This window comes from Microcoleus sp. FACHB-672 (genome assembly GCF_014695725.1).
Classification (GTDB): Bacteria; Cyanobacteriota; Cyanobacteriia; order Cyanobacteriales; family Oscillatoriaceae; genus FACHB-68.
The window spans coordinates 127313-148398 of sequence record NZ_JACJOU010000015.1 but is presented as its reverse complement, the minus strand read 5'-3'; the positions used below and the strand labels follow the sequence as shown (position 1 = coordinate 148398).

The 21086-nt window shown below is 47.0% G+C and carries 14 protein-coding genes; 11 read left to right on the top strand and 3 right to left on the bottom strand.

All coding sequences use genetic code 11. The features are described 5' to 3' along the window. Positions 1-457: 457 nt before the first annotated feature. From H6F56_RS10470 to H6F56_RS10455, 4 genes are all read left to right on the top strand, one after another. Positions 458-817 carry a PadR family transcriptional regulator gene (locus H6F56_RS10470; protein ID WP_190667572.1) on the top strand — a complete coding sequence of 120 codons (360 nt, stop codon included), beginning with the start codon at positions 458-460 and terminating at the stop codon, positions 815-817. 154 nt (positions 818-971) lie between these two features. After that, a complete protein-coding gene (locus tag H6F56_RS10465; RefSeq protein WP_190667570.1) occupies positions 972-1508 on the top strand; it encodes a cofactor assembly of complex C subunit B in 537 nt (178 codons plus the stop codon). A gap of 44 nt (positions 1509-1552) precedes the next feature. Then, on the top strand, positions 1553-2734 hold the full coding sequence (locus H6F56_RS10460; RefSeq protein WP_190667568.1) for a metallophosphoesterase family protein: 1182 nt from the start codon (positions 1553-1555) through the stop codon (positions 2732-2734). A 136-nt stretch (positions 2735-2870) separates the two neighbouring features. Further along, the gene (locus H6F56_RS10455) at positions 2871-5933 is read left to right on the top strand and encodes an AAA family ATPase (protein WP_190667566.1); all 3063 of its coding nucleotides are present in this window, start codon (positions 2871-2873) and stop codon (positions 5931-5933) included. 157 nt (positions 5934-6090) lie between these two features. Here H6F56_RS10455 and H6F56_RS10450 read toward each other — a convergent pair whose 3' ends face one another. Together H6F56_RS10450 and H6F56_RS26280 are read right to left on the bottom strand one after the other, a co-directional pair. Then, a complete protein-coding gene (locus H6F56_RS10450; RefSeq protein WP_190667564.1) occupies positions 6091-7707 on the bottom strand; it encodes a BamA/TamA family outer membrane protein in 1617 nt (538 codons plus the stop codon). 386 nt (positions 7708-8093) lie between these two features. After that, the gene (locus H6F56_RS26280; protein ID WP_242031948.1) at positions 8094-8294 is read right to left on the bottom strand and encodes a hypothetical protein; all 201 of its coding nucleotides are present in this window, start codon (positions 8292-8294) and stop codon (positions 8094-8096) included. Between the two features lie 183 nt (positions 8295-8477). Between H6F56_RS26280 and H6F56_RS10445 the strand changes: the two genes are divergently transcribed. Beyond that, on the top strand, positions 8478-8690 hold the full coding sequence (locus H6F56_RS10445; RefSeq protein ID WP_190667562.1) for a hypothetical protein: 213 nt from the start codon (positions 8478-8480) through the stop codon (positions 8688-8690). A gap of 30 nt (positions 8691-8720) precedes the next feature. Here the strand turns inward: H6F56_RS10445 and H6F56_RS10440 are convergent, their stop codons facing one another. Further along, positions 8721-8933: a hypothetical protein gene (locus tag H6F56_RS10440; RefSeq protein WP_190667561.1), complete on the bottom strand. Its 213-nt coding sequence runs from the start codon at positions 8931-8933 to the stop codon at positions 8721-8723. Positions 8934-9222: 289 nt separating this feature from the next. Here H6F56_RS10440 and H6F56_RS10435 point away from each other — a divergent pair, with 289 nt between their 5' ends. The 6 genes from H6F56_RS10435 (at position 9223) to H6F56_RS10410 (ending at position 21037) form a co-directional block, all read left to right on the top strand. Next, positions 9223-10908, top strand: a complete 1686-nt coding sequence (locus tag H6F56_RS10435; protein WP_190667559.1) for a PAS domain-containing sensor histidine kinase — start codon at positions 9223-9225, stop codon at positions 10906-10908. A gap of 435 nt (positions 10909-11343) precedes the next feature. Beyond that, a complete protein-coding gene (psaC, locus tag H6F56_RS10430; RefSeq protein ID WP_009556083.1) occupies positions 11344-11589 on the top strand; it encodes a photosystem I iron-sulfur center protein PsaC in 246 nt (81 codons plus the stop codon). A gap of 220 nt (positions 11590-11809) precedes the next feature. Then, positions 11810-13714 carry a glutamine--fructose-6-phosphate transaminase (isomerizing) gene (gene glmS / locus H6F56_RS10425; protein ID WP_190667557.1) on the top strand — a complete coding sequence of 635 codons (1905 nt, stop codon included), beginning with the start codon at positions 11810-11812 and terminating at the stop codon, positions 13712-13714. Between the two features lie 669 nt (positions 13715-14383). Then, positions 14384-16324, top strand: coding sequence for a CHASE2 domain-containing protein (locus tag H6F56_RS10420; RefSeq protein WP_190667555.1), 1941 nt, complete (start codon positions 14384-14386; stop codon positions 16322-16324). Between the two features lie 132 nt (positions 16325-16456). Further along, a complete protein-coding gene (locus H6F56_RS10415) occupies positions 16457-17275 on the top strand; it encodes a DUF928 domain-containing protein (protein WP_190667553.1) in 819 nt (272 codons plus the stop codon). Between the two features lie 78 nt (positions 17276-17353). After that, positions 17354-21037: a filamentous hemagglutinin N-terminal domain-containing protein gene (locus H6F56_RS10410; protein WP_190667551.1), complete on the top strand. Its 3684-nt coding sequence runs from the start codon at positions 17354-17356 to the stop codon at positions 21035-21037. Positions 21038-21086 lie beyond the last annotated feature (49 nt).

Below are 21086 nucleotides of genomic sequence, written 5' to 3'. Positions count from 1 at the left end.
GCGAAATGTTCAGCAGTTTCAACTTTTACGGAATTACACCAGCTCAATCCTCAGAGGGCATAGATCGGCGCAGTCTCAGGCACATAGCGCAATTACAACGACTTATCAGTATGGCAAAAGTACCGCATTCTCTGTCGTTTTTATTACTTTGGAAAAAGAAAAATAAAATTTCTTTAGAGAAAGCAAAATTATGTCAGAACTGAATGGGATTCGAGCTGGGTTGCAGTTTCCCTAACACCGCTCAAGAGCGTCAAAGCCCTGTAAGCAGAGGCTGGAATATTTTGCTCTGACAAGAGTAATAAAAAACAGCGGCTTACCTTTCTCTGCTGTATTTTCTGTGTGCTTTACTACAAAGTTTTCTGATCGGGGTTTTGGGGGTTCATGGCAATATTAAAGTTCACAGCAGTAATTAAGTGTTTGAATACTTGTCAGATGGGAGATTCAAGAGGAGAAGCCGATGAAAATTGAGGACATTTATCAATTTTTTCGAGATCCTCCTCCCGTCTATTTGAATAAGGAACTGGCGGTGTGTTATGTCTTGTCCATTTTGTTGCAGGGAGACTCCTGCGGTACACTACTAATTCAAAAGCTAGAGACGAAGTACCCAAATTACCGGCTGTCTGACACAGTGCTGTACAGCGCTCTTAAATTCCTCGAAGACGAAGGGGCGGTATCGAGTTATTGGAAAAAAGTTGAAGGACGGGGACGCCCTAGACGGATGTACTTAGTTTCGCCGCAGTGGCAGTCTCAGGCGAAGGAATTAGCCAGTCTTTGGCAGAAATACGCGGATGGGCAGATATATCGCCCTGATATTTAACCCGAGAAATTCGTAGCCGGTGTTGTCGGCGTGGGGTTCATCCCTCTTTTTTACGGCAGGGATGCTGCCAAATGCCCACACCGACCTTTTTTCTCGTGCAGTTTATCTCCGTAACTTATAAACTTATGTAAAGTACGACACTGTAAATGAGTTTATGAATCCTCCGATTCTTTCATCGACATTCCTGCTGACATTGCTGTTGGCAGTTGGTTTGTTTTTCTTTATTCGAGCCTCTGTCAAAGACAGAACCGAGGAAGTCAAACTCTTTTCTGAGCAAGCAGAAGATTCTCTTTTAAGTGAGTTGCGCCAGTATTTCTCCCAACGCGCCTACCGAGTTGCGGCAGTGGATGCGGCACAGAACCAAGTCACGTTTGAAGGATATGTCCGTCCGAGTTGGTTTTTGGCAATCTTTTTAACGCTGCTGGCGGCAGTTGGCATTCTCTGTCTAGCACTGATTTTGTCGGTGGTGTTTCCCCAGATCGGGCGCGTTTTTCTAGGATTGCTGCTTCTGGCACCGGCATCTGGATATTTTTACTGGCAAAAAGCTGGGCGCACAGAGAAAGTGTCTGTGAAAGTTGAAACGGCTGCCGGTGTTGAACCGGGGATGCAAAGTGCGATCGCAATTAAAGCCCATCGAGATGAAATTGCTGAAATGCAACGGGCTTTGCCTTTAAAAATCGGTCGGGATTAACAGCCCACTTTCCCTCTTTAGTCCCTAAAAAAGCTCCTCACATTATGCGAATAATTCACACCGCTGACTGGCATCTCGGACGTCGGCTTAGAGGCATTGATCGCACGCCAGAAATTGCCGCCGCATTGCAACAACTTTTAAAACAGGCGATTGCGGAAGAGGTCGATGCTGTGCTAATTGCGGGAGATATTTTTGATGTCCCGAACCCGCCGGCGTATGCTGAACGAATTGCTTATCGATTTTTTTGTGATTTGCAAGAAGCCGGCATTCCTGCCATTGCGATTGCCGGTAATCATGACAGTCACGCCCGGATTGATAGTATTGCTCAACTGCTTTCGCTTGCCGGTGTTCGGGCTTTAGGCAAGCCTCGCACGGCTGCTGATGGCGGCAGTATGACACTTAACACAAAGAGCGGTAAACTTTGTGTCGGAGCCATGCCGTTTGCTTCAGAACAAAGGCTGCTGGATGCGGATGCTTTATGGCACGCTGATGATGTGGAGCGGCGCCAAAGTTATCGAGAAGTTGTGGCTTATCTCCTCGAAGATTTAGCGAGTGATTTTAGGGATAATACCGTTAATGTTCTGATGGGACACATGAGCGTTGACGGTGCCAGAATTGCCCATTCAGAAGTTCCTTATTACACCCGAGATAAATATCTTCTTTCATCACAAGCCTTGCCGGCAGCCGCTCAATACATGGCACTTGGTCACATTCACATCCATCAGCGCATTGCTGCAAATTCACCAGCTTATTATTCGGGTTCTCTGATTCAATTAGATTTTGGAGAAGCTGAGCAGCAAAAAGGATTTTGTTTGATTTCAGTTGAGCCTGGATCTAAGCCAGCAGTCGAGTTTAAACCGCTATTAGCGCACAAGCCTTTAAAGGTGATTCAATGTCACATTGATACGCTAGATGAGACCTTAGAAGCGCATCAATATCATCCAGGATATTTAAAGGTCATTGTGCAGATGGAGAGTCCTAGTATGGGACTGGCGGATCGAGTACGCCAAATCTGTCCGCAAGCGCTGTTAGTTGAACCGCGCTATTCAGAAGTGCCGCAAGAACGCCAGAAAAGGGCGGTTAATATTGACCCGAATCACTTTGAGCCGGCAGAGGAATTTTTCAACTATTATCAGAGTCGGCTGGGTTTAACACCTAAATCTTCAGTTTTGGAGGAATTTAGTAATTTATATAACAAACAAAAAGAAACTAACCTGTCTAATTAATTTCTTGTTTTATATAGGGAATTACACTTGTGTGCAGTAGTCCCTATACTTTTCAGCTTTTTCCATGCCCAATGCCCAATGCCCCATCCCCAACCACACCTTTCCCAGCGCGACTTGATATAAAAGCTAAACCTTTATGCGTCCCCTAGAACTTTTACTTGAAGGATTTACCAGCTTTCGCCGTGAACAACGTCTAGATTTTTCAGAACTAGATTTATTCGCAATCACCGGCGCAACAGGTGCCGGTAAATCTTCCTTGCTGGATGCGATGACTTTCGCGCTTTATGGCACAACCGCCCGTACCGGCAAACAAGTCAGCGATTTAGTTAGTCAGGGAGCAACTAACTTAAAAGTTCAACTGCGGTTTGCAGTGGGTGGATCGCAATATCGAGTGACGCGCCGGTGGCGATATCGCGCTAGTTCACCGGAAAATAAGGTGCTATTAGAAGGGTGGCAAAATAGCGAATGGGAAACGCTAGGAACTAGCACGGTTGCTGTTCAAAAAACGCTAGAACAAATTTTGGGGATGGATTTTGACACTTTCACACGGGTGATTGTGTTGCCGCAAGGCAAGTTTGATGAATTTTTAAAGGGTGACACAGCAAAACGCCGAGAAATCTTGCGATCTTTAGCAGGATTTGAAATCTTTGAACGGATGCGAAAGGAGGCGGCTGAGCTAGCAAAGTTGCTCAAACAAGAGCGGGAAATGCTCGAACGCCGACTTGCTGAATTGGATGCACCGGCTTTCGCGGAAGTGGATGAAAAGCAAGCGCAACTCACGCTTCTAGAGCAAGAGATGCCGACATTCAATCAAGCGGTTTTAAACGCTCAGAAAGCCCTTGATGAATTTGAGCGGATATTCACGCAAATCACGCGATTGAAAACATTACAACAGCAACTTGCTAATCTAAATATTAAATCCTCTGAAATAGAAGCCTTGCAAGTGCGCTTAGATCGAGCGCAAGCTGCCAGTCACTTAGAGAAAGATTGGGCTTTAGTGCAAGAAGCTCGTGCCTCGTTTACAAATTCTGAAGATACTGTTCGTACTACATCCGCCGGCTTAACCCAAGTGCAATCTAAACTCAGCGATCAACAGCACCAACTAGAAAAAGTTCGAGCGCACAATAATGCGGTACTTCCTCAACTTAAAGCCCGTGAAGACGCCCTTGCTGCCGCGAAAGCTTATGAAGAACAGCGCACTTTGCTAGCGAAAGAAGTGGCGATGGCACAAGCAACGCTACAGGAAAAAACTCGATTTTTACAAGCTGCACAAAAACAGGCAAAAGCGGCTGATGCTCAAGTTCAAAATACTAACCGACAAAGGACAGAAGCCAGGGCATTACTTGCTCAGCATTCACCTGGAGGCGAACGGTTAGAACAGCTCAACAAAATTGCTCCCTTACTAATAGAATATCAAGTAATAGAGAAACAGGTAAACACGCAGCAAAAGCAGTTAGCAAAAGCCACTCAAGATCAGGAAACTGTTGAACGAACTTACGAAGCAGCCGGCTTGAATCTGACAGAAACTCAAGGGTATTTACAACAGATTCGTGCGACGTTAGAAGCGGCTGAGCAGACAAATGCTGAAGCGGCACTTCTAGATCGCGCTGCTGGCTTACGGATGCTGTTAAAACCTGGAGATCCTTGCCCAGTATGCGGAAGCGAACATCCGGAAGTGGAGAATTTACCTCCGGTGCCGGCAGTCACGGTTGTCGATATCGCCCCATTGCGAGGACGTGAAGCCGGCGCTCAACGGGCGTTACAAGAGGCTCAGATGGCTGCAACGAAGGCAGAAGCAGCACTGGAGGCGCACAAGCAAAAAGCGCTGGATTTGGCTCAGACGCTGGCGGAGACGCAGCAGAGATCAAGTGCACTGCAGGAACAAATCAGTGCTGTGATTGGGGTTGAGGAGTGGCAAGCCAAACAGCTAGTGCAGGAACAGGAGGCGCTTCAAACCGGCGATGTCAAATATCGGCAGGCAGAGCAACAGTTGCAAAAAGCGTGTGCTGAAGTGGAATCGGCACAACAAGCGCTACAGTTTGCCCAACAGACTGAGATAACAACACAAACAGAATATCAAACCGCAACGGCAGAAGTTGATCGCCGGCAGCAACAGTTACAATCCATTGCTGCCAAACTTTATGAACTAACAGACAATCAGCCTTATGAAACTTTGGCAAGCAATTTAGCACAGCAGCAACAAGAATTGGCAAGCCGATTGAAAGTTGCAGAAGCTTCCTATCAAACTGCCTATAATAATTTTATTCAATTAGAAGAAAGAGCCAAGCAAGCAAACATTGCCTTTGAGCGAGCCGGTGAAAAACAACAACAGTTAAATGCTGAGTGGCAAGAAAAACTCTCACGGGCTAGTTTTACAGAAGAGACATTTTTAGCTGCCGATGCCGGCACGAAAGAACAATCTCAATGGGAGCTTGCCATCCGCGAACATAGGGAATCTAAGCTTCAGCTAGAAACGCGAATTAAAGATTTAACTGAAGTCATTGGAAATCGGATGACAGATGAAGGGGAAATTGCTGAGCTTTCTAAGATGATTTCGCAGTATCGAAGCGCTAAACTTGCTGCTGAAGATAACGTTAAACAAGCACAAAACCGGCGAGCAGAACTTTCAGCTTGGATTCAAGTCGCCGAACAAAAACTAGAAGAAACAGAAAGACTACTTACCCAGCAATCAAATTTAGCAGAACACGAAGAAACTTATCACACGCTCGCCCAAAATCTTAAATCTAATGAATTTCAAGCATATATTTTGGAGCATTTAGAAGATGAGTTAGTGACTCGCGCTACACTTTTGCTGCGGGAACTCACAGAAAACCGTTACGCCCTAACAATTCAAGATGGGGAATATTGGGTTGAAGATAACTGGAATGGCGGCGAACTTAGGCGCGTGCGAACCCTTTCTGGCGGTGAAACATTTGCCACTTCTTTATCAATGGCGCTGGCTTTATCAGAAAAGCTATCCCAAGGGGCGCAACTAGGCAGTCTATTTCTGGATGAGGGATTTGGCACTTTGGATGGAGAAACCTTGGAAACTGTCACGCAAATTTTAGAATCTTTGCGGCAGCAATCACGGTTAATTGGAGTGATTACCCATGTTCGAGCGTTAGCAGAAAGATTACCCACTCAAATTAAGGTTTACAAGTCCCCGCAAGGCTCTCGAATTGAAGTTGAGACACAATAATATTGCCTGCCGGCATTTATCTTTGACATCTTTTCAACATCAAATTCTGCCTGCTACTCCTATAGCTGGGCTAATAGCTAAAGCCCACTTAAGGGGGCTAAAAGTATCTTTTTGTACGTTATGAAAAGTACGGCTTCAAATTTTTAAAAGGCACTTGTTAAAAGCGCTGCCCAGTGGTCAATTCAATCCGGCTTTCTCCGCGCTCGTTAATTCCATAATCAAGCCGGAGCAATCCCAACGGGGATTTTACCCGCAAGCCAAAGCCGTATCCAAAACCGCTTCCAGGCTTGTTACGCAATACACCTGGCTCGCCCAAGACTGTATCACCCGAACCTAAATCTGAGGCAAAATCAGCAAACAAAACTCCTCCCACCGGCGAAATAATCGGGAAGCGATACTCCATAACGCCTAGCACAAAACTGCGACCGCTGCCGATATCACCAAACTCATAACCCCGCACTGAATTGAAACCGCCCAGATTAAACGCCTCGGCAGGAGGCAAATCTCCAATTACCGTACCGGCTTGCAAATTAAATGCAAACATTTCTTGTAACTCGTCTGGCAAATCTGCCGGCGCACCGCCGCTAACCAACTGCATCGGCACATACTGAAGATAATTCGCCTTGAGCCGATTGAGAAAAATATTCCCCAATCCAATTGGCAGCGACTGCTCCATACTCAAACTGAGCAGAGAGCCTTCACTCGGATAAGATCGCCGGTTTCGCTCGTCTCGCACTAGCCCCAAAGACACTGTCACCAGATCATCAATGCCGGTGCCACTAAAACTCAGCGGAGTGCCAAATTCATCCACCGGCGCAAGATTCCAGTTTTTATCGCGAATACTGATGCGAGTGTAATTTAATCCTAGCGCCGCATCCCATTCATTAAAAGACTTCAGCAGCGCCACGCCGCCACCAAAACGTCCCTCTCGAACGGAGTTACCATTCGGCAAGTCAATGCCTTCATTAAAGGTGTTAGAAAAGCCCCGTTGCCGAAACCCTTCAATTCTGTAACCTAAACGATTGGGCGTTATGGCGCGGTAAGGATCGATAAAGCGCAAACTATACTGCAAGTCTTGGTTGCTCGCTTGCAGCCTCGCCCGAAACGCCTGGTTAATCCCATCGATATTTCTATCTTGATAGCTGAGCGCTCCGTAAGTTCCAATATCCTCATCAGTTCCGAAACTCGGTGTAACGGAACGGGAACGGCTCTCTTTGAGTTCATAGACAAGCTCAACACCGGCAGCACTCTGGGAACGAGAAACTCTCACCTCGTTAAATAAATCCATACGCCTGAGCCGGCGCAAGTCTGCCTCCAGCACATCTTCACGAAACACCTCACCCGGCTGGAGTTCTAACTCAGCAAGAATAAAATCCGCTCGTGTGCGACCGGCAACTAACTGACCATTCTCATCAATCGTCTCACCCTTTTTATTCAAAAAACGGATCTTGATATCTGTAACAATCGGCTCATTCATCCCAACGGCTTTTTTGGGCAGCCAAGGAGAACGGGAGACAACGTCACCGGCAGCGAGGGAGAAGGAACTATCGTTAACTACCGGCGGCTTGAGTAACTCAGCACCTGAGAGGGGTTTGACACAAGAGGGGGGGATCTGATTCTGTGCCGGTGTATCCCGAAGCGGGATCGCCAGCTTCTTGGCTAGACAGTTAAGCCTGGGATTGTCTAAATCAAAGCCCCAGACATCAGCTTTTTGAGTTAGCTCACCGGCAGCTAGCGTCACCAAAGTCAAAATGGCAACCGAACGAAGACTCATATCAGTAAAGTTTGACAACACCCAATCACTCGAAAAAAGTTGGCAGACGTTTGAAAGCGGGGTAGTCTTTTGTTAGATCAGGCAAATAATACTTGGGAATAGAGCGTGGGTCACGCTTAATTTGGAATTTTTGCTTGCCCTCCCCCATGCTTCAGAAGTTTATACTGAGTTGCGTTCAAACTTGTAGCGGGATTGGCGTATCTCCTGTCTATGAAGGAACACTACTTCGCGAATAGAGAAGCTGCGCCTACCGTCAGGTATGCGTTTGCCCCTACTCTGAACAGAACCGATCAACTTAGATAAGCAAAAAAAAATCAGAGCTAGAAAGCTCCGATTGTCCCACAACACACTTGCTGAAATATTGTAAATATTCTTATTAAAACAATTTAAAGAGGCTGGCGAGAAACCAACTTTTCAAAATTAGCCTGGGTTTGCTGTAAGAGCAACTCTCGGCTATCCACAGCCTGAGTAAGAGTCGGAACCAAGTTCCGGGCCTGTAAAGTCATGTGAAGCTGCAGGTGAGCCACATACTCACCGATATCTTCCCGAAGTAAACAGCTGGGGTATTGAGGCAGATGCGAATTCAAAGTGTTTTCCTCTCTATATCCTGCGCCAGTTCCAACACTGATAAAAGTTATCATGCCGGTTTCGCTTTGTTTTAATTTCGCAATGAAGCTTAACGATTTTTGGAAAGAAATATTAAAAAATGTAAAAGAACTGGAGCGGTCGGTTTATCGGGCAAGTGGCCTGCCGGTGCTCAGAGGAGAACAATGACTCAACCCGTCACCGGCTCCTTTATACTGGAGCGCATGCGACCTGAAGACGCCGTTGATACAGTGGAGAAAGACATCCACCGACTGCAACTGCCGGCAGATGGTGATAAAAGGCGAACCGTGGCACAGCCGAAACAACACCAGAGAAATTGCCGGTTATCAACTAGCGATTCTCCCAAGTGCCAGTTTCGAGCTGCTCCAAAGCGATAGTTGCTTGCCCCGCCCAGCCAATCTTAACTTTTAGCTGTCAAATCCAGAAGCAGCTAAGACAATTAAGAAGTAAGACATTAACAACCCCCACGAAACCAACGGGATAGCGGGGGCTTGAGAAGGCCAGTTCTCAGGCGCAAGTTGTCGGCCACACAAGTCTGTGAGCGGTACATACTGCCGAATCATTCCCTGATTCGGGCTATCTAAATGCTTACTGGTTATGAGCAGTTGCAGAAAGGACATCTTAGCAGGGATGCGGTAAGGAACTTAGCACTCACTCGTGAGGATGATATCTATGGAACGAGTATCAGTTTTATTGCCCGATTGTTCTTCTTGGGTGCCGGCGGGGACATCAAAGGCAAGAGGCATAGAAAGAAAAGGGGCAATTCAGTCCCAACCCAGTCAAACGCCTTAAGCACACTACCGACATCTTTATTAGTATGTAAGTCCCGACCTATTTTTCAAGCAAGGGACTCCTGCCACAAAGATGTTGAAAATTCACTCCAATCTTCACTCTTCATTGAACTGACCCATGTACGCCCCAGACAATCCAGAGGTCTTCCAGCGGTTTTTGGAACACGCCCCTGCGGCGGTAGCAATGCTTGATTGCCAGATGCGCTACCTGCTGACTTCTCGCAGGTGGCTGACGGATTGCGGCCAGGGCGACCAAAATATTATTGGTCGCTCTCATTATGAATTTCTGCCCCTATTTCAAAAACAGGATTTGTCTCGGTGGCAGGACATTTACGCTTCGTGTTTAGCAGGATCAGGAGAACACCGAGAACGAGAGTATTTCACCCGATCAGATGGTGTGCCGGTTTGGATCGAGTGGGAAATCCGGGCTTGGAAGACAGCAGCCGGTGAAATTGGTGGCCTGATCCTGAGCCGGTCTGACATTACAGAACACAAACAAACCGAAGCCGAACTCAGACAAATCAATGAAGAGTTAGAAATGAGAGCTGAGGCGTGCGCCACCCATTTAAGACATACCACCATCGCTTTGCAAGCAGAGCGGGTAGAGCGGCAGCGGATCGCAGAGGTTCACAAAGTCCTACAATTCTCCATCAATCGGGCTGGGGATGCTGTATTTTGGGTAACACCTGAGGCGCAGTTATTTTACGTTAACGATGCCGCTTGCTTGTCCCTGGGCTACTCCCGCGAGGAGTTGCTCTCACGCTCGTTGCAGCACATCAACCCAGATTTTCCCCCTTATATCTGGTCGGAATACTGGGAAGAAATCAAGCAACTTGGCTCTATTCGGCTAGAATCTCAGCACTGTACTAAAGATGGCCACATTTTCCCAGTAGAGTTAACCATCAATTATTTTAAAGTCAATGGTCATGAGTACAATTGCATCTTTGCGCGGGACATCACCGAGCGCAAGGAAGCCGAGGCAGAATTGTACCAGGCCAAGAGTGCAGCAGAAGCGGCCAATCGAGCCAGAAGTTCGTTTCTGGCAAATATGAGTCATGAACTCCGCACACCCTTAACCGCCATTATTGGTTATAGCGAACTGCTGCAAGAAGATGCTCAGGAGTTAGGCTTAGGCCAGATGGATTTTATTGCTGACCTCCAGACTATCAATACAGCCGGTAAGCAGTTACTGGGAGTGCTCAGCGAAATTCTCGATTTCTCGAAGATTGAATCGGGTCAGATGGAACTCGATCTCAATACGTTCGATGTGGCAGCCTTAATTAAGGAAGTCCAGACCCGAGTTCAACCGTTGCTCGTTGCTAACAGCAACACGTTGATCGTAAATTGCCCAAATGATATGGGCACAATGCACGCTGATTGGATCAAGGTGCGGCAGATACTCTTAAACTTGCTGGACAACGCCACCAAATTTACAGAGCATGGCTCGATTATCCTTGATGTTTCCCGTGAAGAAGATCCTGAGTTGCAACTGCTAACTTCTAGGGCAAATGCGGAACCGGCTTCTGACACCGGCACTGGGGGTTGGATCAGGTTTCAAGTCCGCGACACCGGCATTGGGATGACACAAGAACAGCTGCCGACGATTTTCCAGGCATTCACTCAGGCAGATGAGTCTACAACGCGCCGCTACGGAGGCACCGGCATGGGACTGGCCATCAGTCGCAGTTTTTGTCAAATGATGGGCGGTGAAATTATTGTGGAAAGCGAGTTGGGGGCCGGTTCTACGTTCAGCGTTTATCTGCCGCTTTACGTGAGGGAGGAGGAAGCAGGGAGTCAAGGCTAGAGATTCCTCACGACATGAGGTGATTAACAAGCCCCTGAGCCGAATTCATGGCTGCTGGCTGCCTTAAAAAGTCTAGATATTAACAACGTTTTGTCTCGCTATATCTACCCCTTAGCTCCTAGCCCCTCGTTAAAAATTCTCCCCTCCGGCCCACCCCTGGCTCAAACCCGCAGTATTAAGGTATTTGAAGTTTTGCAGCCTTTTGTAGGACGGTGGATCGACCCTACGATAAACTAAGCCTTGATTCAGAACTAGGCCGCAGATTCCAAACGCGGCTTGGAGGTTGAAGTCGAAGCATTTTGGATCTTTTCCTCTGGCCCGAGGGTCAGATAGTGTTTCGATGTTGACCTCCAACAGCGGCGAAGCTAGTCGTTAAATTTGCTAGCCGCACACATAGTACAAAAGTGTTGAGAAATCGTTTGGAGCCTTAATTCCATGTCTCATACAGTCAAAATCTACGATACCTGCATTGGCTGCACTCAGTGCGTCCGCGCTTGCCCTACAGACGTTTTGGAAATGGTGCCCTGGGATGGCTGCAAAGCCGGCCAGATCGCTTCATCTCCTCGGACTGAAGATTGTGTCGGTTGCAAACGTTGTGAAACGGCTTGCCCCACCGACTTTCTGAGCATCCGGGTCTACCTGGGGGCGGAAACAACTCGCAGCATGGGCTTGGCGTACTAAGACCGGCCAAAACACTCGTTCCCTGGGAGGAAATTGGCGGTCATCAAACAAGACCTTTCAGGGTAAAGTGACAGAGGGAGCCACTCGCCCCCTCTTTTTTTGGCGGCAAGGTCGTCTTGAGGCTTCTTAGCCTCTAGATTCTTGACGTTTTCCTGATAGCCCTTTAGTTTGTAGCAAGTAGATTCTGATCATCATGTGCGGAGCAGGAGTTAGATTCTAGATGTGCGGAATCGTTGGCTATATTGGCACCCAAAACGCAAGCGAAATTTTGCTGGCAGGCTTAGAGAAACTCGAATACCGGGGTTACGATTCTGCCGGCCTTGCGACTGTCTGGGAAGGTGAAATTCACTGCGTCAGGGCGAAAGGTAAACTCCAAAACCTGCGAGAAAAGCTTGCCGGTGTGGAAACGCCAGCCCAGATTGGCATCGGACATACCCGCTGGGCAACTCACGGCAGACCAGAAGAGTACAACGCCCACCCGCATACGGATACGGCAAGACGAGTGGCAGTTGTGCAAAATGGGATTATTGAAAACTACCGCGAGTTGCGCGACGCTCTAAAATCTAGGGGCCACGAATTCCGCTCGGATACCGATACTGAGGTGATCCCCCACTTAATCGCTGAGTATCTGGCAGAACCTCTGGTGGAGGCACCGGCATTTGTCCCCTTGCTGTCTCCATTTCTAGAAGCGGTACGGAAAGCAGTCAATCACCTAAAAGGGGCGTTTGCAATCGCCGTTGTCTGTGCCGAGTATCCCGACGAAATGGTTGTCGCCAGACAGCAGGCTCCGCTCGTGATCGGTTTTGGGCAAGGTGAGTTTTTCTGTGCTTCAGATACGCCGGCACTGGTGGCTCATACTCGTGCAGTGTTACCTCTGGAAAATGGCGAACTGGCGCGACTGACCCCGTTAGGGGTTGAAGTTTACAATTTTTCGGGTGATCGCTTAAAGAAAACTCCCCGCACCCTGAGCTGGAACCCCGTGCTTGTGGAAAAGCAGGGCTTCCGGCACTTCATGGCTAAGGAAATTTATGAGCAACCGGGAGTTGTGCGCTCTTGTTTGGACGCATATTTTCACGGAGATTGGCACCCAGAAGCGGGCTATTCACCCGTAAAATTGGGTTTGCCAGATGAACTGCTGGCAGATTTGGAACACGTTCAAATTCTTGCTTGTGGCACGAGTTGGCACGCCGGGTTGGTGGGTAAATATCTGTTAGAGCAGCTGGCAGAAATTCCGACAATGGTGCAGTATGCCTCGGAATTTCGTTACGCACCGGCACCACTGACACCCAACACACTAACCGTTGGCATCAGTCAGTCTGGGGAAACGGCAGATACTCTGGCGGCTTTGGCAATGGAACAGCAGCGCCGTCTCGCTAAATCGGAAAAGTTTCACGCTAGACTTTTGGGAATTACGAATCGGCCTGAGTCGTCGCTGGGCCACTTAGTCCCTAATATTATTGATACTTGTGCCGGTATCGAAATTGGGGTGGCTGCAACGAAAACGTTTGTTACTCAGCTAATGGCGTTTTATGGGTTAGCTTTAGATTTGGCGTATCGGCGCAAAACGTTGCCACTAACCAGAATAGAGGAAATTATTCAAGGGTTGCGCCAACTGCCGGCGCAAATTGAGTTGATTTTGGAGAGTCAGGAACGCTATATCGAAGAGTTAGCTCACGAGTTTGCCGACACGAAAGATTTTATCTTTTTAGGGCGCGGAATTAATTTTCCGATCGCTTTAGAAGGGGCACTGAAACTGAAGGAAATCAGTTATATTCACGCCGAAGGCTATCCCGCTGGGGAAATGAAGCACGGACCGATCGCGCTACTAGATGCGAAGGTGCCGGTGGTTGCGATCGCGATGCCGGGGAGCGTATTTGAAAAAGTGCTTTCTAATGCCCAGGAAGCCAAGGCGCGAGACTCACAATTAATTGGGGTAACACCCATGAATGATCGTGAGGCGGCTGAGACCTTTGACAAGCTGCTGCCGGTGCCGGTGGTTGATGAGTTGCTGTCTCCAATTTTGACAGTTATTCCATTACAATTACTGGCTTATCATATTGCTGCACGTCGCGGTTTGGATGTGGATCAACCAAGAAATTTAGCCAAGTCTGTAACCGTTGAGTAACTTTGAAGTTCTTGAGGGTAATTTTTCAAAGGAAAACAGTTAATTTAACTGAAAAATCATTAACTGAACACAACAATCGTTACCTAAGTTAGGCATAATCATGCGCTCCTTGTGGGCGCTTTTCTTTTGCCAGTGGGGTAGCGTATTGTTATATCGTATTAGGGAACTTCTCCTAAATTAAACTCGTCCGAGATGATTGGTTCTGTCAAAAATATATTAGGCTTGTTCAAGCCGATATGATATTAGGTTTTAGGTAATGACAATAGTTAATCTACTCTAATTTTTGTGTTTAGCATATAAAATTTGACGATTAAAAATAATAATTAGTAATTATTATCATTAAATTAATTTAAAAATAACTACCTGTTAAAATTTAGGATTTGTATAATTTTAATTAAGTAATTGAACTTATTTTAAAATTATACAAATATCAAATCAAGCTTATTTTATTTTAATTGATAAATATTGCTTGAAAATACAGAAAAACTTTCAACTGCCATAAATTAGCCCCAAAAACCAGGTTTTTCTATCCCTCAGTAAATTGCAAAATGCTTATAACTTTTAAATTTAAGTGAAGTTATAAATTAACTCCTAATCTAATTTGCCGATTATAATTATTTTAGAATAAACTCAAGTTTTATACTTTTTCAAAGCAGGCACAAAAGTGATATGTGGGAAAAAATCAGACATATCCTAGTTAGAGAATCACCGAGTGTCTTGCTTAGAGCTTCTGGTGTTGCCGGCCTGTTAATAGCCCTGCGCTTAACCGGCTTACTACAACTTCTGGAATGGGCAGCACTCGATCAATTTTTTCGCCTGCGTCCCCAAGAGCCGGTAGATTCTCGCATCGTTATTGTTGGAATTTCTGAGTCAGATATCCAAAAAGCTGGTCAATGGCCTATCCCTGATTCTACGATTGCCCAGTTAATTGAAAAACTGAAACAACAGCAGCCAAGTGCCATTGGACTAGATATTTATCGAGACTTACCTGTAGGAGCCGGTCATCAAAATTTAATCAAAGTTTTGAAAACTACGCCTAATCTAATTGGAGTTAAAAGAGTCAGTCGAGATGGCACCGGCTTTGCAGTCAATCCCTCACCAATCTTGACTAAACTTGATCAAGTAGGAGCAAATAATCTCGTATTAGATCCAGACGGCAAAATCCGTCGCGGCTTGCTATTTTTGGAAACAAAAAATGGTGAAAGTATAATGAGCTTTGGGCTGAAGTTGGCTTTCATTTATCTTGAAAGTAAGGGAATTAAACCTGAAAACGCAGCTGTCAATTCCGACTATTTACAATTAGCTCAAGCAGTCTTTGTGCGTTTAAGAGCAAATGATGGCAGTTATATCCGCACAAATTACAAAGGCTACCAAATATTAATGAACTTTAGGGGGCCGCAAAAGACGTTCAAAATTGTATCAATGACCGATGTATTGGAAAATCGAGTTGCACCAGATTTCGCACGCAATCGAGTGGTTTTAATCGGCTCAACGGCTCTTAGTTTGCAAGATTACTTCCATACTCCTTATGATAGCGGGCTGAATACAGCGCCTAACCCAACCTCTGGTGTAGAAATTCATGCTAACTTAATCAGCCAAATTATTAGTGCGGCACTGGATAACCGGCCTCTTATTAAAGTTTGGTCTGAACCCTTAGAAATGTTATGGATTTTTGGTTGGTCAGTGATTGGGGCAACCTCAGTTTGGATGGGGCGATATGCTGCCGGCAAAAAGACTTATTACTCAGTTTCTTGGACAGGGGTCACGATTTTAATTGCCGGCAGCCTTCTGATAGGGGGTTCTTTCATCGCTTTTCTAGGCGGTTGGTGGATTCCGCTTGTTCCCTCAGTCCTTGCTTTAGCCGGCTCTGTAAGCGCAATTACAGCTTATATTGCTAATATTGAACGTGCAGAACGCCAAACAGTGATGAATTTATTTGGCCGGCACGTTACTCCTAAAATAGCCGAAGCAATCTGGGAAGATCGGGATAAAATTCTCGAAGAAGGACAGTTACAGGGACAAGAAATGATTGCAACTGTTCTGTTTACAGATTTAAAAGGTTTCAGCAGTATTGCTGAAGGAATGGAACCTAAAGTCTTGATGTCTTGGCTGAACGAATATATGAGTGCAATGGCTCAAATTGTTCTTGATTGTGATGGTGCAATTGATAAATTTATTGGCGATGCAGTTATGGCAGTTTTCGGCGTTCCCATTGCCGCCACCACGCCTGAAGAAATTGCTTTAGATGCTCAAAAAGCGGTGAAGTGTGCCTTGGGAATGGCAGAGGCTTTGAAATCGCTAAACCGGCAGTGGCGAATGCAAGGGAAGCCGACTGTTGCCATGCGAGTTGGAATCGCCACCGGCACAGTGGTTGTTGGCAGCTTGGGATCTAATCAGAGACAAGATTACACCATTATTGGCGATACGGTTAATATCGCCTCCCGCTTGGAAAGTTTTGATAAGTCGATTGATGGCGGGATTTGCCGGATTTTAATTGCTGAAGAAACTTGCCAATACACCCAGGACAAATTTGCCACAGAACTGATTGGGACTGTTTTATTGAAAGGCCGCGAACAGCCGGTTAAGGTTTATCAAGTGCCGGTTGAGTGATCTTTCCAGGTACATATCTGATATTGTAAACTTTTATTGCAAATAACAGTTACTTCTCTTCCCACTCGGTTAAAAATTAACAGATTGGGGATGCTTTAATCTGCAATTTTCTTAAAAGAAGGAGACTTTAGAATGACTGAACTAAACTCACGCCTGCGTCCTGCATTTTTTTTGCTTGTAATTTTTAATACATTAACGATTAACTTTATACCGAGCCACGCCCTAGCTCTGCTCTCGCTCAGCCAAGGGAAAGCATTGCCTAGTAAAACCATTGAGGTCGCGGATTATAAACCGCCAAAAGGGATAGGAACACCGGAAACCGTAGGCGGGGGAACTCGTGGAGGAAAATGCGAACAGGACGAAAAAAGTGCCGTGCCGCTGTTAACTGCACTGATGCCAGATTTGATACCAGACACGGCTGAATTTGGAGTGACGGTGTCAGAGTCTCCTCAATTTTTTGTTTATCTCCCTGAAACTTCTGCTCGAAAGGCAGAATTTGTTTTGAAGGATGAAAACGAAAAGGATCTCTATAGATCAGAAGATATTCCAATTTCTGGGCAATCGTCTATCGTCAGTGTCAGCTTACCGAAGGAGCAAATAAAATTAGAACCTGGCAAGAATTATCACTGGTATTTTTCAGTGATTTGTAACCCAGATAACCGCCGAAAAGATATTTTTGTAGAGGGGTGGACTCAGCACACTGAAATGAGTTTAGAGGTGGCGAGTCAGATCCAGAAAGCAGCGCCCCAAGAACGCGCAAAATTATATGCGGAAGCGGGAATTTGGCATGAAGCTGTGGCAACTTTAGCTGAATTACGCCGCGAAACCCCTGACGATCCAGCATTAGCGCAAGAGTGGCAAACACTTTTAGAATCAGCCGGCTTGAAACAAATGGCTGAGTTGTCGGTTGATCTTCCCTTTACCATGACTGTGCTAGAAAGTTCACCTTGAATAAAGGAAAAGTTTAGGCTGAACAGTTTTTTTAGCCAGTTTTTGATAGTTTAATTGGCATTTCCTAAATCGGCGCTTATGAACCAACAGAAACCGGAAACATCTGTTACAGCTAATCGCCGACGGTTTGCCACTGTCACCCATAGCCGACCAACTATCAAGGAAGATAACAATTTAAAAACTTTAAGCCAAAAAGTGTTTTTATCTTCTGGGCTTTTACTGTTAAGTCTTTCTTCCTTTCTTCCCAAAGCTGGGGCACAAATTGTCCCGGATGCAACGTTGCCGGGGAATTCTACCGTTACCCCACAGGGCAATACGAGTGTGATTGAGGGCGGAACGAGTGCCGGCACAAATTTATTCCACAGCTTTCGAGAATTTTCTATCCCAACAAACGGTACTGCTTTCTTTAATAATGCTGCCGATATTCAAAATATCCTGACAAGGGTAACGGGGGGTTCGCTATCTAATATTGATGGGTTAATTCAAGCCAATGGCACAGCCAATTTATTTTTAATTAATCCGAATGGCATTATCTTTGGCCCCAATGCTGCACTAAATATTGGTGGCTCATTTTTAGCCAGTACAGCCAATCAAATTAACTTTGCTGATGGGACACAATTTAGTGCGACATCACCTCAAACCACGCCTTTATTAACCGTGAGTGTGCCGGTGGGGTTACAAATGGGGCCAAATCCGGGAAATATTGTGGTCCAGGGTTCTTATAACAATCTGAGTGTCGATCCAGAGACTTTTGCCACCATCAGGGATAATCCGCCTGTGGGACTTCAGGTGGCAGCCGGTCAAACCTTAGCGCTGCTGGGCGGTAATTTAGCTCTAGAAGGCGGCAAGCTAACCGCAGAAGGCGGACGAGTAGAATTGGGCAGTGTCGGGGGAGAAACACTGGTGACGCTAACCCCCATGAATCAAGGTATGGCGTTGAGCTACCCTGGCATTGAGAATTTTCAGGATATCAGTCTTTCAATGGGGGCATCGGTTGATGCCAGTAGTGCAGCGGGACGCGATGTTTTTGTAACAGGACGACGGGTGACGGTGACTGATGGTTCAAGTATTGTGGCTCTCACCGAAAGTTCCGCACCTTCGGGAACCCTGAGCGTTCGTGCATCGGAGGTGGTGGAAGTGATTGGCACTTCAACTGATGGTGAGTCTTCCAGCTTATTTGCTTCAGTCAATGAAGGAGCCACCGGAGAGGGGGGCAATTTGACCATTGAAGCCCCTCGCTTACAAATCATCGATGGGGCATATGTAGGAACCAGTACCTCTGGTGGCAAGACGGGAAACCTGACGATCCAGGCCAGCGATACGGTGGAAGTGATTGGCACTTCAACCGATGGTGAGTCTTCCAGCTTGGGTGCTTCAGTCAGTGAAGGAGCCACCGGAGAGGGGGGCAATTTGACCATTGAAACCCCTCGCTTACGAATTATTGATGGGGCATATGTAGGAACCAGTACCTCTGGTGGCAAGACGGGAAACCTGACGATCCAGGCCAGCGATACGGTGGAAGTGATTGGCACTTCAACCGATGGTGAGTCTTCCAGCTTGGGTGCTTCAGTCGATGAAGGAGCCACCGGAGAGGGGGGCAATTTGACCATTGAAACCCCTCGCTTACGAATCATTGATGGGGCATATGTAGGAACAAGTACCTCTGGCCCTAGGGCGGGAAACTTGAGCGTCCAGGCCAGCGATACGGTGGAAGTGATTGGCACTTCAACTAATGGTAAATCTTCCACCTTGGGTGCTTCAGTCAATGAAGAAGCCAGGGGAGAGGGGGGCAATTTGACCATTGAAACCCCTCGCTTACGAATCGTCGATGGGGCTTATGTAGGAACAAATACCTCTGGCCCTGGCAAGGCGGGAAACTTGACGGTCAAGGCCAGCGATACAGTGGAAGTGATTGGCACCTCAACTGATGGTGAGTCTTCCAACTTGGAGACCTCAGGCAATGAAGGAGCCGCCGGAGAGGGGGGCAATTTGACCATTGAAACCCCTCGCTTACGAATCATCAATGGGGCATATGTAGGAACCAGTACCTCTGGCCCTGACAAGGCAGGAAACTTGAGCGTCAAGGCCAGCGATACGGTGGAAGTGATTGGCACTTCAGCCGACGGTCACTCTTCCAGCGTCTTGGATGCTTCAGCCAATAAAGGAGCCACCGGAGAGGGGGGCAATTTGACCATTGAAACCGCTCGCTTGCGAATCATCAATGGGGCATATGTAGGAACAAGTACCTCTGGCCCTGGCAAGGCGGGAAACTTGAACATCCAGGCCAGCGATACGGTGGAAGTAATTGGCACTTCAGCCGATGGTGACTCTTCCAGCGCCTTAAGTGCTTCAGCCAATGAAGGAGCCACCGGAGAGGGGGGCAATTTGACCATTGAAACCCCTCGCTTACGAATCGTCGATGGGGCATATGTAGGAACAAATACCTCTGGCCCTGGCAAGGCGGGAAACTTGAGCGTCCAGGCCAGCGATACGGTGGAAGTGATTGGCACTTCAGCCGATGGTCAGCGTCGCAGCGGCTTGGATACTGAAACTGAAGTTGGAGCCATCGGAGAAGGGGGCAACTTGACCATTGAAACCGCTCGCTTACGAGTAGTCGATGGGGGATATGTCGCAACAGGTACCTCTGGTCCTGGCAAGGCGGGAAATTTGAGCGTCCAAGCCAGCGATACGGTGGAAGTGATTGGCACCTCAGCTGATGGTTCGCGTCCCAGCGGCTTGGATGCTTCAGTCAAACCCGAAGCCACCGGAGAGGGGGGCAATTTGACCATTGAAACCGCTCGCTTACGAGTAGCCGATGGAGCGATAGCTACCGTCAGCAGTCGTGGAGAAGGAAAAGCAGGCAACCTCATCGTGGATGCTGGTTCTATCGGGCTGTCAAACACTAGCAGTTTGACAGCGGAAACCTCAGCAGGAGGGGGAACTATCGAGTTAGACTCTGACACCATCACCTTGGGCGGTGGCAGCAGTATCACTACCAACGCGCAAGGCGGAGAAAGTGGGGGAAATATTGATGTGCGCTCTTCTGCCTTAATCCTGCGCCAAGGTAGTCGGATCACGACAAATGCCACCGGCTCTCAAGTCACAGGCGGGAATTTGACTGTCAATACTAATGTGATTGCGGCAATAGAAAATAGCGACATCAGCGCCAATTCTGAAGATGCCCGTGGCGGTAACATTACCATCAATGCTCAAGCCATTTTTGGTTCTGTTTTTCGCACCCCGGAAGATCTTGAACGTTTGCTCAACACCAGTGATCCGCTTTTATTAGATCCTGCCCGACTTCCGAGTAGTGACATTACCGCCACAGGTGCAGATTTATCCTTAAGTGGAACAGTGAGTGTCAACACCCCTAATGTTGACCCCGCTCAAGGATTATTAAACTTACCCGAAATCCCGGTTGATGCCACCCAATTAGTGGCTTCTACCTGCCGGCGGGGTAAGAATCAAAGCGAATTTACTGTCACCGGCAGAGGGGGTTTACCTCCGAACCCTTATGAAGCCATTGCGGATGAAGCCACTTGGATTGATTTAAGACCAATTGCCAGGGAACGAGCAAATTCTGGAACAGAGGAACAGACAACAATTGCCGGCAACAGGCAAGATTCAACAACTAGCCCTGTCCAACTGATTGAAGCGCAAGGATGGGTGATTAATTCCAAAGGGCAAGTGGAACTCGTCACACAAGTGCCGGGAGTAGCGCCTCAAACTTCCCAATTTATTCCACAGCAATGCCATGAATAAACGACGAATATATTGTGGCAGATTAACTCACTTTCTCAGATATTCTAGT

Bases quoted from the DNA above. Each gene is read 5' to 3' on its own strand.
- H6F56_RS10470 (WP_190667572.1), top strand. From the start codon at position 458: ATGAAAATTGAGGACATTTATCAATTTTTTCGAGATCCTCCTCCCGTC.
- H6F56_RS10465 (WP_190667570.1), top strand. From the start codon at position 972: ATGAATCCTCCGATTCTTTCATCGACATTCCTGCTGACATTGCTGTTG.
- H6F56_RS10460 (WP_190667568.1), top strand. From the start codon at position 1,553: ATGCGAATAATTCACACCGCTGACTGGCATCTCGGACGTCGGCTTAGA.
- H6F56_RS10455 (WP_190667566.1), top strand. From the start codon at position 2,871: ATGCGTCCCCTAGAACTTTTACTTGAAGGATTTACCAGCTTTCGCCGT.
- H6F56_RS10450 (WP_190667564.1), bottom strand. From the start codon at position 7,707: ATGAGTCTTCGTTCGGTTGCCATTTTGACTTTGGTGACGCTAGCTGCC.
- H6F56_RS10445 (WP_190667562.1), top strand. From the start codon at position 8,478: ATGACTCAACCCGTCACCGGCTCCTTTATACTGGAGCGCATGCGACCT.
- H6F56_RS10440 (WP_190667561.1), bottom strand. From the start codon at position 8,933: ATGTCCTTTCTGCAACTGCTCATAACCAGTAAGCATTTAGATAGCCCG.
- H6F56_RS10435 (WP_190667559.1), top strand. From the start codon at position 9,223: ATGTACGCCCCAGACAATCCAGAGGTCTTCCAGCGGTTTTTGGAACAC.
- psaC (WP_009556083.1), top strand. From the start codon at position 11,344: ATGTCTCATACAGTCAAAATCTACGATACCTGCATTGGCTGCACTCAG.
- glmS (WP_190667557.1), top strand. From the start codon at position 11,810: ATGTGCGGAATCGTTGGCTATATTGGCACCCAAAACGCAAGCGAAATT.
- H6F56_RS10420 (WP_190667555.1), top strand. From the start codon at position 14,384: ATGTGGGAAAAAATCAGACATATCCTAGTTAGAGAATCACCGAGTGTC.
- H6F56_RS10415 (WP_190667553.1), top strand. From the start codon at position 16,457: ATGACTGAACTAAACTCACGCCTGCGTCCTGCATTTTTTTTGCTTGTA.
- H6F56_RS10410 (WP_190667551.1), top strand. From the start codon at position 17,354: ATGAACCAACAGAAACCGGAAACATCTGTTACAGCTAATCGCCGACGG.